The sequence below is a fragment of the Actinomyces viscosus genome, assembly GCF_900637975.1.
Classification (GTDB): Bacteria; Actinomycetota; Actinomycetes; order Actinomycetales; family Actinomycetaceae; genus Actinomyces; species Actinomyces viscosus.
Genome location: NZ_LR134477.1, coordinates 1,629,499 through 1,647,685, shown reverse-complemented (window position 1 = coordinate 1,647,685; position 18,187 = coordinate 1,629,499). Strand labels below are relative to the sequence as shown.

Sequence of the window (18,187 nt, the reverse complement as noted above, 5' to 3'; positions counted from 1 at the left end):
ATGCTGGGAGAAACGGTTTTCGAGACGGAATAAATATGGCTTAAAATAGGAAGAATAGGTGTCACTTAATTCTGTCGACCGGCTGGTCCTGACCTTGTCGGGACCAGCCGGGCACGTGGGGCTACGGTGAGTCCATGAGCCAGACCCCGATCGTCCAGAAGGGCCTCGTGCCCCTGCCCGAGCCCGTCAAGGGCGCCGTCATCACCGTGTCCGACCGCTGCGTCAGCGGGGAGCGCGAGGACCTCTCCGGCCCGCTGGCCCAGCGCCTCCTGGCCGAGCACGACGTCGTCGTCGACGCCGTGGACCTCGTGCCCGACGGCGTCGAGCCGGTGCGCGAGGCGATCACGCGGGCGGTGGCCGCCGGCGCCCGGGTCGTCCTGACCACGGGTGGCACCGGGGTCACGCCGCGCGACCTCACCCCAGAGGCCACGGCCCCGCTGCTGACGACCCGGCTGGAGGGCATCGAGGCCCAGGTCCGCGCCCACGGCCTGAGCAAGACCCCGCTGGCCGGCCTGTCGCGCGGCCTGGTGGGAGTGACCTCCCGCGGCGACGACGGCGCCCTGGTCGTCAACGCCCCCGGCTCACGCGGCGGGGTCAAGGACACCGTCGCCGTCATCGGCCCCCTGGTGCCCCACGTCCTTGAGCAGCTCGGCGGCGGGGACCACTGAGCCCCGCACCGCCTGCCTCACCGCTGTCCTACCGCTGCCTTGCCGCTGTCCTACCTCGGTGACGGTGGCGAGGACCTGCTACTCCGGCGTGCCGGAGTCCCAGGCGCGGACCTCGGCCCAGGTGTCCAGGTCCCGCACGACGCCCTGCGGCACGGGCAGCGCCGTGACCCGCAGGGCCCCGAGAGCCCGGCGGACGGCCACATCGCGCAGTGGCGTCCCGCCCGGGGCGACCGCCGCGGCCAGTGCCCGGCGGCGGTAGAGGCCCAGCAGGTACTGGGTGTGGTCGCCAACCCGGGCGCAGGCGCCGTCGAGCTCCCGCTCGCCGTCACGCAGCGCCTCGATGAGGGCCGGCAGCGCCCGCCACGAGGACGGGGCGTCGCAGGTGAGGACGCCGGCCGGCCCGGCAGCCGGTTCGCACTGGCTCAGGCGCGCCAGACCGGCCGCGATCCCGGCGACCGGCCCGCCCAGCGGCGGGTCCTCCAGTGCCCGCAGGATGCCATCGGGCAGTGCCACCTCCTCAGGCGCGACGACGCACACGTGCCCCAGCAGGAGGCCCTGTCCCCGCAGCTGTTCCAGGCCTGCCAGGACGTGGTCGAGCAGGCGCGCCCCGCGGGCGACGACGTCGGGCTTGGAGGCCCCATCCAGCCGCCTGCCGGTCCCTCCGGCCAGCACGACGACGTCGATGGCGAACCCACCAGGGGGAGCGGCCGTGCCCGCGGCAGAGGCGGCAGAGCCGGTGCCGGCGGCCCAGGTGTCCTTGGCGGCCCTGGGGCCGCGGTCCGCCGGCCGGTCAGGCGCCGTCACCGCGCACCCAGTCCCCGGAGCGGCCCCCGGACTTGGCCACCACCTTGGCCTCGCGCAGCTCGACGCCGCGGTCCACGCCCTTGACCATGTCGACGATCGCCAGGCCCGCCACGGTGGCGGCGGTGAGCGCCTCCATCTCCACCCCGGTACGGTCGGCCGTGCGCACGGTTGCCTCGATGCGCACGCCGCCGTCGGCGACCTCCAGGTCCACGCGCGCCCCGTGCACGCCGATGACGTGCGCCAGCGGCAGCAGCTCGGGGACCTTCTTCGTCGCCGCGATCCCGGCGATGCGCGCCACGGCGAGTACGTCGCCCTTGGGGACCGAGCCCTCGCGCAGGGCGGTCACGATCGCCTCCGAGCAGGCCACGAAGGCAGTGGCCCGGGCCTCACGGACGGTCGGGGTCTTGGCGGTGACGTCCACCATGTAGGCGGCGCCGGCCTCATCGAGGTGGGTCAGGGTGATCTCTGGGCGGGGTTCCATGACGAGGCTCCTTGAGTGGATGGGGTGGATGGGAGGGCGTGGGGCTGCTCGTCGCGGACGCACCATAGGCATTGACGGCGCACCCGCGGGGGCCGTCCGCGGGCCCTCAGGTGCGTCCGCGCGTACCGGCGGGACCGGTCCTGCCAGGGGGATACAGGGGGATGAGGGCCAGCTCGTCGCCGACGTCGACCGCCTCGACCTCGGCGCCCACGACCGCCAGCGCCTGCGCGGCGGGCAGAGAGGCCACCAGGTGCGAGCCCGAGCCCAGCCGGTGGGTGGGCGTCACCCAGGGCAGACCCTCACCGGTCCCGGCACCGTCCTTGGAGCGGTCTTCGGAACCGTCTTCCGCAGCGGTCGGGTGAGTGGGCGGGGCGGTGAAGCGCACCGGCACGTGCTGCCGTCGACCCGGCGGCGTCCGCCAGGCCGCCGCCGCGCGTGCCGTCAGCGGGGGACAGCCCGGGGGCGTCCCAGTACGCCATGCGGCGCTCCCCTCGGCGTCCTGCCCGGCCAGGCGCGCCAGCGCCGGGGCCACGATCGTGGTGAAGGAGACCAGGACGCTCACCGGGTTGCCCGGCAGGCAGATGATCGGAACCCGCCGGCCGTCGTCGGCGCGCACCCAGCCGTGACCCTGGGGCTTGCCCGGCTGCATGGCCACCTTGACGAAGTCCAGACGCACCTGAGCCTGCCCGCCCCGCTCCTGCCGGGCCAGCATCGTCAAGGGGTCGAAGGCCCCCGCGGACACGCCCCCGGAGGTGACGATGAGGTCGGCGCTGTCCGCGGCCCGGCGCAGCACCACGGCCAGGTCCTCGGCCGTGTCGCCGCTTCGGTCCACGCCCGTGCACAGGGCCCCGTGCTCGGCGACCAGGCCGGCCAGCAGCAGGCCGTTGGAGTCCGGGATCGTGCCGGGGGTGAGTGCCTGCCCGGCGTCGCGCAGCTCGGCGCCGGTGGAGACCACGGCCACGCGCACCCGCGGCGGCACCCGCACCGATCCCAGCCCCACGGAGGCCAGGGCGGAGAGCCCGGTGGCGGACAGCCTCGTCCCCGCCGCCATGACCGGGTCGCCCGCGCGCACGTCCTCTCCGGCGCCGCGCACATTCGTTCCCGGTCCGACCTCCGCGCGGATCTCGACGCGCCCCGGCAGCGGGTGCGGGCCGGCAGCCTGATCGGTGTCCTCCACCTTGACCACGGCGTCGGCACCCTCGGGCAGCATCGCCCCGGTCATGATCCGCTGCGCGCTGCTCGGGACCAACGGGGCCGGTGCGGCACCCGCCGGCACGTCCCCGGTCACCGGCAGCACCACCGGCGCCTGCGGCGAGGCACCGCTCGTCTGCTCGGCGCGCACCGCATAGCCGTCCATCGCCGAGTTCGTCCACGGCGGCACCGGGACGGCCGCGACCACGTCCTCGGCCAGCACCCGCCCGTGCGCCTCGGCCAGCGCCACGCGCTCGCCCTCCAGGGGCACGAGCGGCTCCAGCACCTGGGCGACGTAGTCCTCCAGAGGGATCAGCTGCGCCATAGCGGTCCTTTCTCCACGAGTCTCAACGAGCCTGACTGGGCCACCGCGATTGAGCCCAGGGGCCTCGCGACCCGTCAGCGGGTCGGCGGCGACGCGGCGAGGCCGGTGGCACGGTGCCGTCGTCGCCCCCGTCGCATCCCTATCATGCCTGTTCGGTCCGCCCGGTCGGCGTAGGTATGCTCCCGATCGGGACAAGCCCGACCTCAGCAGTGTCCCAGCTCAGTACGACGCCCAGGACGAGGAGACCTTCGTGAGCACCAGCCCCCGCAGCGCCGGGCCCGCCCGCGTCGTGCGCGCCGAGGTCACCGAGGCGCCCATCAGCCTCACCGAGCTCGCCGACGCCGTCCACGACGCGGCCGCAGGCGCCGTCGTCACCTTCGAGGGCGTCGTCCGCAACCACGACGACGGCCGCGCCGTCACCGGCATCGGCTACTCCTGCCACCCCACCGCCGGCCAGGTCGTCGAGCAGATCGCCCACGACGTCGCCGGAACCGGCCGGGTACGCGCCCTGGGCGTCGTCCACCGCGTCGGCGACCTCGCCGTCGGGGACGCGGCCCTCGCGGTCGCGGTCAGCTCCGACCACCGCGCCGAGGCCTTCGCCGCCTGCAGCCGGATCGTCGAGGAGGTCAAGAAGCGCCTGCCCGTGTGGAAGCGCCAGACCTTCACCGACGGCACGGCCCAGTGGAGCAACCTCGCCTGACGGTGTCCCTTCATCGCCGAGCCGGGCACTTCTCGCGCAGCCGGACAGAAAAACCGTAGGGCTACGCGAGAAGTGCCCGGCTCGATGCAGATGGGGCCGGCTGGGGGCGGAGTGGGAGACAGTAGAAGACAGTTGGGAGACTCAGCCGCCGGCGAAGGGCGGCAGCACGTCGACGGCGTCGCCATCGGCCAAGGGGGTCAGGGAGTCGGCCGGGGTGGAGACCGAGTTGACCAGGAAGCTGCAGATCGGGACCACCCGCGCCATCTCCAGCCCGCGCCCGGCCAGATGCTCGCGCAGGCCCGCCAGCGTCGTGCCGACGGGCAGGTCGAGGCGCTCCTCGGGACGACCGGCGGCGTCCGCGGCCGCGGCGAAGTAGCGCAGGGTCACCGACAGCGTCTCAGACTGCGTCTGAGAGCCTGTTTCCGGTCGCGACTGCGCCTGTGCGGCGCTCGCGGGCTGGGGGGAGGGACTCATGGGGACTCCTTCATCGGATATGGCTTGGGCTCGGATGAGTATCAGTCAGCCGCCGATGGCCGACATGGTGCGCTGCGGCCTGGCGAAGCCGTCGGCCACGGGCGGTGCGTCCGAGCCGTGCGCGCGGGGCTTGAGCCAGGTGGCCCCGGCCCAGATGCGGATGAGCTCATCGTCGTCGGCCCCGGCGCGCATGGGGCCGCGCAGATCGGTCTCGGTGGTGGAGAACAGGCAGGTCATGAGGCGCCCGTCGGCCGTGACGCGGGTGCGGTCGCAGTCCGAGCAGAAGGGCGCGGTGACCGAGGCGATGATGCCCACGCTCCCGGCCGGGTGGGCCCGGCTCTCATGCGTCCCCGCCGCCACGTGCCACAGGGCCGCCGGGCGCCGGTCGGGGCGGCCCGCCTCGGTCAGCGTGAAACCGTCCGCTCGCAGAGCCGCCAGGACCTGCTCGGCCCCGACGACGTCCCGGCTGCGCCAGGTCTCGCGCGGTCCCAGCGGCATGTGCTCGATGAAGCGCAGCTGCCAGCCGCGGCGCAGGCACTCGGCCAGCAGCCGGGGCGCGCGCGCCTCCACGGTCCCGGGCAGGGCGACGGCGTTGACCTTGATGGGGAACAGGCCGGCCTCCTGGGCCCCGGCGATCCCGGCCAGGACGTCACCGAGCCGGTCCCGTCGGGTGATGGCGGCGTAGTCCCGGGGGTCCAGGGAGTCGATGGAGATGTTGACGCGGTCCAGGCCCGCCTCGCGCAGACCGGCGGCCCGCTTCTCCAGGCCCAGGCCGTTGGTGGTCAGGGCGATATCCGGCTTGCCGCCGGCCGCCGTGCGCAGCGTGGACAGGGAGGCAACGACCTCCTCCAGGTCCCGGCGCAGCAGGGGCTCGCCCCCGGTGAGGCGGATCCGCTCCACCCCCAGGCATTCGACGGCCAGGCGCCCCAGCCGCGTGAGCTCGGCGGTGGTCAGCAGGTCCGGGGTGGGCAGCCACTCCAGGCCCTGAGCCGGCATGCAGTAGGTGCAGCGCAGGTTGCAGCGGTCCGTGATGGACAGGCGCAGGTCACGCACGGTACGCCCATACCGGTCGGTGAGACGGTCCACAACGCCGTCGGGCACCAGGGCCGCCAGCTGTGGAATCGGCTCGGCCGGGCGGACCGGTACGGGTGACCCGGCTTCCCCTGCCGACCTGGCCGAGTCGGGCAGCACCGTCCGGGCCCTCGGCATGGGCAGGTCCGTGAGGCGAGCACGGGAACCGCCCGCGCCGACGACCTCGGAGCTGACGGCGTCGAGTGGCGCTGGCGTCATGGAGCGAGCATATCGGCCGGACGATTCAGGCCGGCAGGCGCGCTGCCCGGTCGGGAATCAGGCGGTGCGCAGGATCTCGACGCGGGCGAAGCCCTCGGACTCCTCCAGCAGCGTGTGCTGGAAGGTGAAGGGCAGCTGGTCGATCTGGGCCAGTAGCGGGGTGGGGACGTGCGGGGCCACCAGGTCGAAGCCCTCGCCCGGGTTGAGGGAGGAGGCCGCCCCGATGACCGCGGCGTGGCGCAGACGGTGGGGGATGGCGCGCGCGTCCAGGGTCAGCCGCTCGTCGCTGTGGCCGTGGCAGCCGCAGCCGTGCTTCTTCTCGGTGACGGGCAGCAGCTCGGGGTTCTCGCTCATAGGGGTCTCCTTCAGTGCGTTCGTACTGGTGGGCGCGACCTTACTACCGAGGCGGGCCGGCGGGAACGCGCGTCCGCTCCCGGCGGCACAGTTCCCATCGTCAGGAACCGGGGTGCGCCACCTCTCGAACACGTTTCCAGCCCCGTTGGATACGGTTGGCCCGTGGAGACGGACAAGCCGGCATCGGCGCCAGGAGCGCATCCCGAGGCGCAGGGCGCCGACGGAGCATCCGACCGTCAGACCCGGACCTGGACAGTGACCGCATCGACCTCATCGACCTCGTCGACCGTATCCACCGGCATGACCACTGGGACGGCTACTGGGACAGCTACTGGGCCGGCCCACTGGGTGACCACCCGGGTGGCGCCGCGGCTGGTGGCCCTGGCCCTGGGCGCCGCCTGCATCCTCATGGGCCTCAACGCCGCCCTCCTGCGCCTCAACCTGCCCGCCCCTGTCGATGGCGCCACCCTGGCGGCGCTCCACGGCCCCCTCATGCTCGTCGGCTTCCTGGGCACCGTCATCGCCCTGGAGCGGGCGGTCGCGGCCCGCACGCCCTGGGCCTTCCTCGCCCCGCTCGGCAACGCCGCGGGCTGCCTGACCCTCATGGCCGGCGCCCCCGATGTCGGCGGCCGGGGACTCATGACCGCCGCGGCCACCATCCTGTGCGCCATCTACCTGCGGGTCCACCGACGCGCCCCTAGCGCCGCCGTCGACGTCGAGGCCATGGGAGCAGTCGCCCTCCTGCTGGGAGACGTCCTGTGGCTGGGCGGCCGCGGCATCGAGGACGTCGTCCCGCTGTGGCTGCTCTTCCCCGTGCTCACCATCGTCGGCGAGCGCCTCGAGCTGGCCCGCATCGCCTTCCTCGACGAGACGGTCGAGACCGTCGTCGAGGCCCTCTCCGGTGCCGCCGTCCTGGGCTCCTGCCTGCTGCTGGTCGGGTCGGGCGCCCACCTCGTGGCCGGCCCGGCCCTGCTGGGACTGGCCGTCATCATGGCCTACTACGACGTCGCCCGGCGCACCGTCCGCGCCCGCGGCGGGGTCCGCTTCATGGCGGCCTCCATGCTCGCCGGATACGTCTGGCTCGCCCTCGCCGGGGCGGTCTGGTCGCTGTGGGGCCTGGAGGGACTGGGCGGCTCGGCCTACGAGATCGTCATCCACGCCATCACGGTCGGCTTCGCCTTCTCCATGATCCTGGCCCACGCCCCGGTCATCATCCCCGCGATCGTCCACCGCTCCCTGCCCTACCACCGGCTCATGTGGCTGCCCTACGTCCTGCTGCACGCCGGCCTGGCGGTGCGCGTCGCAGGCCTGCTGGCCGGGGCCGCCGGCGCCTGGCAGGTCGGGGGAGTCGTCGGGGTGGCGGCGATCCTCGTCTTCATGGTCCTCACCCTGGCTCGTGTCCTCACCTCCGGCAGCATCCGCAGGGCTGTCCGGACGGGCCGCCCGGCCACGGCGCAGGCTCCCGGTGCGACGACGACGCCACGAGGCGGGAGCCCGGTATGAGCCTGTCCATCGGCTCTCCCGGTACCCGGCCCGGCCCCGGGCGGCCGCAGGGCGCGGGCGGTCGCCCCGCCAGGAAGCCCTCCCGGCGCACCACCCAGGTGCGCCGCAACGCCGTCGTCATGGCCTGGCTGCTGGCCGCCGCGGTCCTGGCGGCGCTGACGATCGTGGGCCCCCTGGTCTCCTGGGGCACCTGGCTGCCCCTGCACGCCCTGCTCCTGGGCGGGATCGGCAGCGCCATCACCATCTGGTCCGCCCACTTCGCCGACACCCTCCTGCACCGCCCGGCCCTGGGCGGCGCGGCCCTGCTGGACGCGCGCCTGTACGCCCACAGCCTCGGCACGGTCATCGTGCTGACCGGCATCACCATGGGGCACCAGGTGCTGGCCCTGACCGGAGCCGGCATCGTCATGGCCCAGGCCCTGACCGGCGTCGTCGCCATCACCGTGCAGTACCGGCGCGCCATCGCCCCGCGCCTGGCATCCCTGGCCATCCACTACGCCGTCGCCCTTGTCCTGCTGGCCACCGGCGCGCTCCTGGGCTTCCTCATCTCCTGGTCCAGTGCCCGCGGGCGCTCCAACCTGGCCGACGGCTTCTACCTGGCCCACACCACCACCATGCTGCTGGGCTTCGTGGGCACCACCGTCCTGGGCACCCTCACCGTCCTGTGGCCCACGATGCTGCGCACCCCCATGGAGCCGCAGGCCGCCCGCTGGGCCACCCGCGGCCTGCCCTACCTCGTGTGCGGCACTACGCTCGTGGCCGCCTCCGGGTTGTGGCCGCCCCTGGCCGGCCTGGGCACCCTGGTCTACCTCGGCGGAGCCTGCGGGGTCCTCGTCCCCGCCTACCGGACCGCCCGCCGGGTCCCGCCGACCTCCTTCGCCACCGCCTCGGCCACGGCCGCCGTCTCCTGGTTCGTCGGCTGCGTCGCCGTCCTGGGGGCCCGCATGGCCCTGGCCGACGACGTCGCCGCCGCCCGCGACGCCATCCACACCCTGCGCCTGCCCCTGGCCGCCGGCTTCGCCCTGCAGATCCTCGTGGCCGCCCTGAGCTACCTCGCCCCGGTGATGCTCGGCGGCGGGCCCGCGGCCACCCGCGCCACCAACGCGATCATGGACCGCCACGCCGCCTACCGAGTCACCGCCGCCAACGCCTGCCTCCTGCTCGCGGTCAGCCCCGCCGTGCCCTGGCAGGTGCGCGTCGTCGCCGGGGCCCTGGCCGCGCTGGTGACCTCCTACCTGCTGGTGGGCATCGTCCTGTGCCTGCGCGAGCTCTCCCGCCGCAAGCGGGCGCCACGCGCAGCCGGTACACCCACCGCACCCGACCCGACAGACCCCGCGGGCCGCCGGCCCGCCCAGCCCCGAGAGGGACCCCGATGACGACACCCAGCGATCGCACGCCCTCCCCGGACTCCCCGGAGGAGGCCGCCAAGGGCGCCGTACCGAGTGCCGTACCGAGCACCGGCCAGACCGACGCCGCCCACCGCCGGGCCGTCACGGCCGGTACCGCCCCGGCCATCGACCGCAGCCGCCGCCAGCAGGCTCAGTCGGCGGGCTCGTCCGGAGCCTTGGCAGCAGCCGGTTCGACGGCGTCGTCAGGGTCGGCAGGGTCATCAGCGTCAGCAGCATCATCGTCGGGCGGCCTGCTGCACTCCGCCGACCGCCGCGGCGTTCTCATGGGCCTGCTCACCGCCGGCGCGGCCGTCGTCGTCGGCAGCGTCATGGGCAACCGCGGCCAGGGCGGAACCACCCAGGACGTCCGGGCAACCGGCAACACCGTCAACGCCACCATCAAGGTGGAGGGCATGCGGTTCGTTCCCGACACGGTCGACGTCACCCCCGGCGACCGCCTCGTCCTCACCCTGGACAACACCGCCGACCAGGTCCACGACCTCGTCCTGGCCACCGGCCAGTCCACCGGGCGCGTCGCCGCAGGCGCCACGGGCACGCTCGACGCCGGCGTCGTGGCCGGGCCGGTCGAGGGCTGGTGCTCCATCGCCGGACACCGCGCCCAGGGCATGGTCTTCCACGTCACCGCCGGCGGAAGCGGGGCGAGCGCCCACCAGCACGGAGCCGGCCAGAGCGGCTCAGCCGGTTCGGGCGGCGACGCCGTCCCCGACTACTCCGCCGCGCTGCCCGCCGACTTCACCGCCTTCGACGCCGCCCTGCCGGCGGCCCCCACCAACCCCGACGGATCGAGCGGGCCGGTCACCCACCGCCACACCTTCACCGTCAAGGAGCAGGTCATGCAGGTCGGCGGCGGCGTCACCCAGCGGCGCATGACCTTCAACGGCCAGGTCCCCGGCCCCGTCCTGCGCGGCAAGGTGGGGGACACCTTCGAGATCACCCTGGTCAACGACGGCACCATGAGCCACTCCATCGACTTCCACGCCGGTATCACCCCGCCCGATGAGGCCATGCGCTCGATCAACCCCGGCGAGTCCCTCGTCTACACCTTCACCGCCCAGCACTCGGGGATCTGGCTCTACCACTGCTCCACCTCACCGATGAGCCTGCACCTGGCCTCGGGCATGCACGGCGCCGTCATCATCGACCCGCCGGGCCTGAGCACCGTGGACCGCGAGTACGCGATCGTCGCCTCCGAGGTCTACCTCGGCCCCGAGGGCGGCGAGCCCAGTACGGACAAGATCGCCGCCAAGACCCCGGACCTGACCACCTTCAACGGGGTGGCCTTCCAGTACTCCCAGCAGCCCCTCAAGGCCCGCGTGGGCGAGCGGGTGCGCTTCTGGGTCATGGCGGCCGGCCCCTCGCTGCCGACCTCCTTCCACGTCGTCGGGCTGCAGTTCGACCAGGTCTTCTTCGAGGGCGCCTGGATGCTCGGCGGCCCCAGCCAGATCGGGGCCGCCTGGTCCGGCGGCTCCCAGGCCCTCGGGCTGCAGCCGGCCCAGGGCGGCTTCGTCGAGTGCGTCGCCTCCGAACCGGGCCACTACGTATTCGTCACCCACGCCTTCGCCGACATGGAGAAGGGCGCCCGCGGCGTCCTGGAGGTCACCGCCTGAAGATGGGCCGGGCCTTGTGGCACGGCCCCGAGCGTCTCTGAGCGCGGCACTCGGCCCCGGGCGACTGTGCCCGGGGCCGAGGCCTTGCGATCTCAGTAGTGGTTGGCGGGGTGGACGGTGGCGGTTGTCAGAGCTGTACGGCTCAGGCGACGTCGGCGTGGACGACCTTGAGCTCGGGCTCCTGCTGACTCTGCTGGGCCGGTTCGGCAGGACTGATCTGGCAGCCGTCGGGGCCGTTGGGCAGGAACTTGATGCGCTCGTAGGCCGCCGGGTCGGGGCCGACGACTGCCCGCAGGAACCCCTCGTGCATAGTGCACACCAGGTCGCGCGGCCGGTGGCTGCGCGTGACCAGCGGGCAGGAGCGCAGAACGACGGTGTCGCCGCAGACCTCCGGGGCGAAGCCCATGACTGCGAGGTAGGGGATGAGGGCAGTGACCCGGTCCACCTCCTCGCCGTCGACGGTCGACTCCGCGACGGTGCCGGGGGTCAATTCGGCCCAGCGGCGACCGATCTCCAGGGCGGTGGCGTGGGCCTCCTCGCCCTCACCCAGGGTGTCGGCGATCGCGTCGAGCAGCAGTAGGTAGGCGTCGACCATCTGCTGGGGGTCGGGCGCCGTCGAGGCGTAGCGCAGAGCCGGGCGGCCCCGCTTGCCCGTCGGCTTGGTGGACACCGTGACGAACCCGGCGTCGACCAGGGCGTCGAGGTGCTCACGGACGGTGTTGTGGTGCAGGTTGAGTGCGCTGGCGACCTGAACGGCCGTCATCGCGTCGTTTGAAGCCTCCACGACCTCCAGGACGCGCCGGCGCGCCGCTGAGAGGTTGGCGCGCGCAGACAGGTCGCCCAGGGCGGGACGTGGAAGTGAAGGGATCGGACGGTTGTGCATGTCCTGAGACTAACGCGCTTTCGCTTGTGGGAACCGTCAAAATCGGCTTGTAGTTGAATCCTGCAACGGCCTTGTGATGTGAGTTTTAGCACACACCCTCCGATGAGGATTCCGTTGAATCGTGAAAAACTCAGTGTTGGCGCCGTTTTGGCCGGGTCATGGCCCAGTAGGTGGGCAGGCGACCCTCAGAGTCAAGGATCGCGCTGTCGACGAAACCGTGACGCTCATAGAAGGATGCCGCTCGGCGTGTCGTGGCCTCCAGGTGGGCGGCCGTGACGTCGGCGTCTACTCGCTCCAGGCCTCGGCGCAGGAGCGCGGCCCCGGTGCCGGTGCCCCGAGCATGCGGAGCGACGGCGATCATGTACAGGTACCAGTGGGGCTCTTGAGGGCGCTTGGCCTCGCACATGGCGCCGTCGAGCAGGCACAGCTCCCACGCCTCCCCCAGAAGGTTCAGGTCGAGTCCGGCCGGTGTCTCGTCGTACGGTCTGAGCGGGCCGGCGGGGGCGTCCCACAGGGTGACCCCGATGAGATGACCGGCGTCGTCGACGGCTAGGTCAACCATCGCCCCGGAGTACTCAGAGTTGAGGTAGGTGGCGCTGAGCTCCACGCGGTGCAGGTGCTCCAGGGCGGCGCGCGGGTCGGGGGCGGCGCCGGCGATGGCACTCATGAGCGGGTCTACCAGGAAGACGTCGGTGAGCAGGTCGCACACGGCATCGAGGTCGGTCGCCTCGGCGGGACGCAGATGAGGGCTGGGCATGGTCACGCCCCTGTATTTACCACGGCAGGCACCCTGCTCTCCTCCGGGACGACCGGCAGGCGGCGGGCATGGGGCGCTGCGAGAGCCTCTGAGCCGCGTCGGGAGCTCTCAGGACCGCTTGTGGGGCGCCGTCGCTTCGGGGCGGAGGGGTGCTCAGGGCTTGGTGGGATCCTCGGCCTCCAGCGAGGGCGCCAGCAGCCGCCGGAAGGAGTCGACCCGTTCGCGCCGACCCCTGGGCGCGGCCGAGTCATCAGCCGACTCAGCCGCCCAGGCGTCCAGCACGCAGTCGACGGCGCCGTCCTCGTGGGTGCAGCCGCGCGGGCAGTCCTCGGCCACGGCCGCCAGGTCCGGGAAGCCTCGCAGGACGTCCGCGCTGCTGACGTGGGAGACCCCGAAGGAGCGCACGCCGGGGGTGTCGATGACCCAGCCACCACTGGGCAGTTCGAGAGCCTGGAGGCTGGTGGAGGTGTGGCGGCCGCGCCCGGTGACCTCGTTGACGTGGCCGGTGGCACGGTCTGCGCCGGGGACGATCGCGTTGATGAGCGTCGACTTGCCGACTCCGGAGTGGCCCACGAGCACCGAGACGGTGCTGGTAAGCGCCCGGCGGATCGCCTCGACGCCGTCGTCGGCCCGCTCGGCCGGGCCGACGGCCTCGGGTGTTCCGGTCTCCGCCTGGCCGCAGTGGGGGTGCAGGCGCGTGGCCAGGCAGCGCACGCCCAAGGGGCTGTAGAGGTCCGTCAGCGGGGCGGCGTCGGCCAGGTCGGTCTTGGTGAGCACGATGAGCGGCTCCATGCCGGCGTCGTAGGCGGCCACGAGGTAGCGGTCGATCATCCGCGGACGAGGCTCGGGGTCGGCCACGGCGGCGACGATGACGAGCTGCTGGGCGTTGGCGACGATCGCCCGCTCGGTCCCGGCGGCGTCCCCGTCCTCGGCGCTGCGGCGCAGCAGGGTGGTGCGCTCCTCGATACGGACCATGCGGGCCAGGGTGCCGCTGCGTCCGCTGGTGTCCCCGACGACGGCGACCCGGTCCCCGACGACGACCTTGCCGCGGCCGAGCTCGCGGGCCTTCATGGCGGTGATGTCACCGCTGGAGTCCTCGGTGAGTCCCGGGTCATCGAGGCGGATGCGGTAGTGGCCCCGGTCGATGCGGGTGACCATGCCCAGGACCGCGTCGGCGTGGCTGGGGCGCTGCTTGGTGCGGGGGCGCGAGCCCCGGCCGGGGCGGACCCGGACCCGGGGGTCGTCGGTGCCGATATCGCGTCGGGCCATCAGGCGCCGGCTCCCTGAGCGTCCGGGAGCGTGCCCGAGTCCGTACCCGGCCGGGGGCTCGGCTCGTCGCCCGCGGTGGCGAGCATGGCGTCCCACAGGCCCGTGAATCCGGGCAGTGTCTTGGAGGTGCACTCGACGTCGTCGAGGGTGACCCTCTCCACGCCCAGGCCGATGATGGCGGCGAAGGTGGCCATCCGGTGGTCGGCGTAGGCGTGCAGGGCAGCGCCGTGCAGCGGCGCGGGGCGGATGATGAGCCCGTCGGCGGTCTCCTCGGCGTTGCCGCCCAGGCGGCGGATCTGGGTCGCCAGGGCGGCCAGGCGGTCGGTCTCGTGCCCGCGCAGGTGAGCGATGCCGGTCAGGGCGCTGGCGTGGCCCTGCGCCCCGGCCAGGGCCGCCAGGGCGGCGACCGTGGGGACGAGCTCGCCGACGTCGGACAGGTCCGCCTCGATGCCAGTGAGCCGCCCGGTGCCGCTGGCCGTCAGGGTGGAGTCAGTGGAGGAATCAGTGGTGGAGCCGGTGAGGGTCACGGCTCCGCCCATGCGGGGCAGGAGCTCGCGCCAGGCGTCGCCGGCCTGGGTGGTGGCCGCCGGCCAGTGGGGGACGCTCACCCGGCCGCCGGCCACGAGGGCCGCCGCCAGGAACGGCCCGGCGTTGGACAGGTCCGGCTCGATCGTCACCTGCCCGCCGCGGGGACGGCCGGGGTGGACCCGCCAGGTGCGCTCGCCGTCTCCGGCCCCGGGGGAGGGCTCGTCGACGGCGACGCCCCGCTCGCGCAGCGTCGCCACCGTCATGGCCACATGCGTCAGCGAGGGGACGGCCCCGGTGGGGGTGAGCTCCAGGCCGCCGGGCAGGAGAGCGCCCAGGAGCAGCAGGGCGGAGACGAACTGGGAGGAGGCCGAGCCGTCGACCGCCACCTGGGCGCTCTCGGCGCGCAGCAGGGCGCCGTCACCGGGCCCCACGCGCACGGGCAGGAAGCCGGGCTCACCGAGGTAGGTGACCTCCGCGCCCAGCAAGGCCAGTGCGTCGAGCAGCGGCGCCATGGGACGGCGCCGGGCGGCCTCGTCCCCGTCGAGGACGACCGGGGCGTCGGCCAGGGCGGCGAGCGCGGGCACGAAGCGCATGACGGTCCCGGCCAGGCCGACCTCGATGCGGCCGATGCCGTCGGGGCCGGCCTGCACGTGCAGCGGCAGGGGAGCCGGGGTGACGCGCAGCCGCGTTCCCGAGGCGTCCAGGTCCTCGAAGCGGGCGCCGAGCACGCTCAGGGCGGCGATCATGAGCTCGGTGTCGCGCGAGCGCAGGAGCCCGGTGAGCGTCGTCGGCGCGTCGGCGACGGCGGCCAGCAGCAGGGCGCGCGCGCTCAGCGACTTCGACCCCGGCAGCTCCACGACGGCGTCCAGCGCCTCCGCCGCCACCGGGGCGCGCCACGGCGCGGTCGAGCCGGCTGAGGTGACTGAGCCGGCTGAGGCCGCAGCAGCACCGGCAGTCCCGGGGCCGTCGGTCATACCAGCGCCTCGACGACGGCGTTGAGGGTCGTCGAGGGGCGCATGACGGCGTCGGTCAGGGCCGCATCGGGGCGGTAGTAGCCGCCGATGTCCACCGGTGAGCCCTGGACGGCCAGCAGCTCGGCCTGGATCGTGTCGTTGAAGGCCTCGAGCTGCTGGGCGATCGGGGCGAAGACGGCGGCGAGCTCGGGGCTGGTCTCCTGGGCGGCCAGCTCGCCGGCCCAGTACAGGGCCAGCCAGGCGTGCGAGCCGCGGTTGTCGACCTGGCCCAGGCGGCGAGCCGGTGAGCGGTTGTCCTCCAGCAGCCGGGTCGTGGCCGCCTCCAGGGCGTCGGCCAGGACCTCGGCGCGGTCGTTGCCGCTGACCTGGGCCACGTGGTGGAGGGCCTCAGCCAGGGCCAGGAACTCGCCCAGGGAGTCCCAGCGCAGGTAGTCCTCCTCGAGCAGCTGGCGCACGTGCTTGGGGGCCGAGCCCCCGGCGCCGGTCTCGTACAGGCCGCCGCCGTTCATCAGCGGCACCACCGAGAGCATCTTGGCGCTCGTGCCCACCTCGAGGATGGGGAACAGGTCCGTGTTGTAGTCGCGCAGGACGTTGCCGGTCACCGAGATCGTGTCCTCGCCGCGGCGGGCGCGCTCCAGGGACAGGCGCGTGGCCGCCATCGGGTCGAGGACGCGGATATCCAGGCCCTCGGTGTCCTCCTCGGCCAGGTAGCGGCGCACCAGGTCGATGAGGACGGCGTCGTGCCCCCGCTCGGGGTCCAGCCAGAAGACGGCCGGGGCGCCGGTGGCCCGGGCCCGGGTGACGGCCAGGTGCACCCAGTCGCGCACGGGGGCGTCCTGGGTGGTGCAGGCCCGCCAGATGTCTCCGGCCTCCACCTCGTGGGACAGCAGCACCGTGCCGGGCTCGGCGCCGGCGCCCTCAGTGACGACGACCTCCACGGTGCCGTCGGCCGGGACGAGGAAGGTCTTGTCGTGGCTGCCGTACTCCTCGGCCTTACGGGCCATGAGGCCCACGTTGGGAACCGAGCCCATGGTGGCCGGGTCCAGGGCCCCGTGGGTGCGGCAGTCATCGATGACGGCCTGGTAGACCCCGGCGTAGGAGGAGTCCGGGATGACGGCTATCGTGTCGGCGGTCCGGCCGTCGGGCCCCCACAGGTGGCCGCCGCCGCGGATCATGGCGGGCATGGAGGCGTCGATGATGACGTCGCTGGGCACGTGCAGGTTCGTGATGCCGCGGTCGGAGTCCACCATGGACAGGCGCGGCCCGGCGGCGAGCTCTGCCTCGATGGCGGCGCGGATCTGCTCGCCCTGGGGCAGGGCCTCCAGGCCGGCCAGGATCGAGGCCAGGCCGTCCTCGGCGCGCAGGCCCGCCTCGGCCAGCGCCTCGCCGTAGGTGGCGAAGACGCCCGGCAGGGCGGCGCGCACCGCGTGACCGAAGATGAGCGGGTCGGAGACCTTCATCATCGTGGCCTTGAGGTGCACCGACAGCAGCAGGTCCTCGTCCTTGGCGGCGGCCACCTGACGGGCCAGGAACTCGTCCAGGGCGGCGGCGCTCATGAAGGTGGCGTCCACGACCTCCCCGGCGCTCACCGGCAGCGACTCGCGCAGGATGACGGGGGCCGCGCCGTCGGCCGGGCGCAGCCGGATCTGCAGGGTGCCGGCCTCGGGGACGACGACGCTGCGCTCGTTGTGCCGGAAGTCGCCGGCCTCCATCGTGGCCACGCGGGTGCGCGACTCCGGCGACCAGGCCCCCATCGAGTGCGGGTGGGAGCGGGCGTAGGCCTTGACGGCCGCGGGTGCCCGCCGGTCGGAGTTGCCCTCGCGCAGGACGGGATTGACGGCGCTGCCCTTGACGGCGTCGTAGGCGGCGCGCGCCTCACGCTCGGCGGGCGTAGCGGGGGCGTCGGGGTAGTCGGGGACCTCGTAGCCCAGGGCCTGCAGCTCGGCGATGGCGGCCTTGAGCTGGGGCAGCGAGGCGGAGATGTTGGGCAGCTTGATGATGGTGGCCGTGGGGGACTGGGTGAGCTCGCCCAGGCGGGCCAGGTCGTCGTCGGCCAGGGAGAAGGCCGCCAGGATCCGCCCGGCCAGTGAGATGTCCGCGGTCCCCACGCTCACGCCCGCCCGCTGGGCGAAGCCCCGCACGATCGGCAGGAAGGAGTGGGTCGCCAGCATCGGCGCCTCGTCGGTCCAGGTGTAGATGACGTCGGGCTCGGCGGCCTGGGCCGACTGGCGTGACTGGGCCGGCTGGGCGGACTGGACGGTCATAAGGGCTCCCTGCGTGTCGATGACGTGTCTGCGCGTGATGAGATGGGCTGGGGTGGACCTGAGGTGGACAGGGCGAGACTAGTCGCCACCTGTGACGCCCAGGTGACGGCGGTACCGGAGCGGGGCCGGGGCCAGCGGGCCCGGACGCGGACGGCTCAGGCGGTCGCGTAGCGCTGGCGGACCGCCTCCTGGGCGGCCTCAATCGCCTCACGCTGCAGACGGGAGTTGCGCATCCGCCAGGCCAGGGAGGGCCTGCCCTGACGGTCGACGGCGGCCAGGACCAGGCCGGCGCCCACGGCGGCTCCGCGCAGCAGACCGGACAGGGCCTCCTTGCGGGCCTGGGTCCCCTTGACCGCCCACACGGGGTTGTTGACGACCGTGAGCGGAACGTTGAGGGCCGCCAGGACGGTGGCGTTCGTGCGGGGCGCCCGGCCGGCGGCCAGCCCCAGGCCGGCCACGAGGCTCACGGCGCCCGAGGCGCGGGTGAGCATGCGGGCGTCGGAGGTGAGCACCGGCGGCAGGCCGGCGCGCTCCAGGGTGGGGGCGACCTTCTCGAACTTCTCCACGTGGCGCGACGGGCGCACGAGGGCGTCGAGCCCATCGACGATGAAGGGCGCAGCGAGCATCGGGCGGGCGAAGGAGCGCAGAATGTTCATGTCCCCATCCTGACGCACCGGGGCGGCTCGGGCCAGCAGTATCGCCGCTC

General features: G+C 73.7%; 17 protein-coding genes. 5 read left to right on the top strand and 12 right to left on the bottom strand.

All coding sequences use genetic code 11. The annotated features are described in order from the left end of the window. Window positions 1–134: 134 nt before the first annotated feature. Window positions 135–668 (top strand): MogA/MoaB family molybdenum cofactor biosynthesis protein, encoded by a 534-nt coding sequence (locus EL340_RS07060; protein WP_126414018.1) that lies wholly within the window; start codon window positions 135–137, stop codon window positions 666–668. Window positions 669–746: 78 nt separating this feature from the next. Here EL340_RS07060 and mobA read toward each other — a convergent pair whose 3' ends face one another. The 3 genes from mobA to EL340_RS07045 all read right to left on the bottom strand — a co-directional run bounded on the left by mobA (window position 747) and on the right by EL340_RS07045 (window position 3,469). After that, window positions 747–1,472, bottom strand: a complete 726-nt coding sequence (gene mobA / locus EL340_RS07055) for a molybdenum cofactor guanylyltransferase (RefSeq protein ID WP_408608573.1) — start codon at window positions 1,470–1,472, stop codon at window positions 747–749. Continuing rightward, window positions 1,459–1,953, bottom strand: a complete 495-nt coding sequence (gene moaC / locus EL340_RS07050; RefSeq protein ID WP_126414017.1) for a cyclic pyranopterin monophosphate synthase MoaC — start codon at window positions 1,951–1,953, stop codon at window positions 1,459–1,461. Before moaC ends, mobA begins: the two co-directional genes overlap by 14 nt. A gap of 106 nt (window positions 1,954–2,059) precedes the next feature. Beyond that, complete coding sequence (locus tag EL340_RS07045; RefSeq protein ID WP_126414016.1) at window positions 2,060–3,469, bottom strand: molybdopterin molybdotransferase MoeA; 1,410 nt, start codon at window positions 3,467–3,469, stop codon at window positions 2,060–2,062. A 250-nt stretch (window positions 3,470–3,719) separates the two neighbouring features. On the opposite strand from EL340_RS07045, the gene EL340_RS07040 reads away from it, so the two are divergent. Continuing rightward, window positions 3,720–4,169, top strand: coding sequence for a molybdenum cofactor biosynthesis protein MoaE (locus tag EL340_RS07040; protein WP_126414015.1), 450 nt, complete (start codon window positions 3,720–3,722; stop codon window positions 4,167–4,169). A gap of 141 nt (window positions 4,170–4,310) precedes the next feature. Here EL340_RS07040 and EL340_RS07035 read toward each other — a convergent pair whose 3' ends face one another. The 3 genes from EL340_RS07035 to EL340_RS07025 are packed head-to-tail and all read right to left on the bottom strand — an operon-like array spanning window position 4,311 to window position 6,287. Beyond that, window positions 4,311–4,643, bottom strand: coding sequence for a MoaD/ThiS family protein (locus EL340_RS07035; RefSeq protein WP_126414014.1), 333 nt, complete (start codon window positions 4,641–4,643; stop codon window positions 4,311–4,313). A 45-nt stretch (window positions 4,644–4,688) separates the two neighbouring features. Continuing rightward, window positions 4,689–5,933 (bottom strand): GTP 3',8-cyclase MoaA, encoded by a 1,245-nt coding sequence (moaA, locus tag EL340_RS07030; protein ID WP_126414013.1) that lies wholly within the window; start codon window positions 5,931–5,933, stop codon window positions 4,689–4,691. Between the two features lie 57 nt (window positions 5,934–5,990). Further along, complete coding sequence (locus EL340_RS07025) at window positions 5,991–6,287, bottom strand: DUF2249 domain-containing protein (protein ID WP_126414012.1); 297 nt, start codon at window positions 6,285–6,287, stop codon at window positions 5,991–5,993. 162 nt (window positions 6,288–6,449) lie between these two features. Here EL340_RS07025 and EL340_RS07020 point away from each other — a divergent pair, with 162 nt between their 5' ends. From EL340_RS07020 to EL340_RS07010, 3 genes are read left to right on the top strand one after another with little or no spacing between them, the layout of a single operon-like run. Further along, complete coding sequence (locus tag EL340_RS07020; protein WP_408608572.1) at window positions 6,450–7,790, top strand: DUF8744 domain-containing protein; 1,341 nt, start codon at window positions 6,450–6,452, stop codon at window positions 7,788–7,790. Continuing rightward, entirely contained in the window at window positions 7,787–9,166 is a 1,380-nt protein-coding gene (locus EL340_RS07015; RefSeq protein WP_126414011.1) for a hypothetical protein, read from the top strand. The genes EL340_RS07020 and EL340_RS07015 overlap by 4 nt, the downstream gene beginning before the upstream one ends. Continuing rightward, window positions 9,163–10,806 carry a multicopper oxidase domain-containing protein gene (locus EL340_RS07010; RefSeq protein ID WP_126414010.1) on the top strand — a complete coding sequence of 548 codons (1,644 nt, stop codon included), beginning with the start codon at window positions 9,163–9,165 and terminating at the stop codon, window positions 10,804–10,806. Before EL340_RS07015 ends, EL340_RS07010 begins: the two co-directional genes overlap by 4 nt. Before the next feature lie 142 nt (window positions 10,807–10,948). Here EL340_RS07010 and EL340_RS07005 read toward each other — a convergent pair whose 3' ends face one another. From EL340_RS07005 to EL340_RS06980, 6 genes are all read right to left on the bottom strand, one after another. Further along, window positions 10,949–11,689 (bottom strand): helix-turn-helix transcriptional regulator, encoded by a 741-nt coding sequence (locus EL340_RS07005; RefSeq protein WP_126414009.1) that lies wholly within the window; start codon window positions 11,687–11,689, stop codon window positions 10,949–10,951. Between the two features lie 130 nt (window positions 11,690–11,819). Next, the gene (locus EL340_RS07000) at window positions 11,820–12,446 is read right to left on the bottom strand and encodes a GNAT family N-acetyltransferase (protein ID WP_126414008.1); all 627 of its coding nucleotides are present in this window, start codon (window positions 12,444–12,446) and stop codon (window positions 11,820–11,822) included. A gap of 153 nt (window positions 12,447–12,599) precedes the next feature. Further along, window positions 12,600–13,715 (bottom strand): ribosome small subunit-dependent GTPase A, encoded by a 1,116-nt coding sequence (gene rsgA / locus EL340_RS06995; protein WP_126414007.1) that lies wholly within the window; start codon window positions 13,713–13,715, stop codon window positions 12,600–12,602. Then, window positions 13,715–15,217, bottom strand: coding sequence for a 3-phosphoshikimate 1-carboxyvinyltransferase (aroA, locus tag EL340_RS06990; RefSeq protein ID WP_126414006.1), 1,503 nt, complete (start codon window positions 15,215–15,217; stop codon window positions 13,715–13,717). The genes rsgA and aroA overlap by 1 nt, the downstream gene beginning before the upstream one ends. Continuing rightward, a complete protein-coding gene (locus tag EL340_RS06985) occupies window positions 15,214–17,481 on the bottom strand; it encodes an NADP-dependent isocitrate dehydrogenase (RefSeq protein WP_126414005.1) in 2,268 nt (755 codons plus the stop codon). The genes aroA and EL340_RS06985 overlap by 4 nt, the downstream gene beginning before the upstream one ends. Window positions 17,482–17,636: 155 nt before the next feature. Further along, window positions 17,637–18,137, bottom strand: a complete 501-nt coding sequence (locus tag EL340_RS06980; RefSeq protein WP_126414004.1) for a DoxX family protein — start codon at window positions 18,135–18,137, stop codon at window positions 17,637–17,639. Window positions 18,138–18,187: the final 50 nt, after the last annotated feature.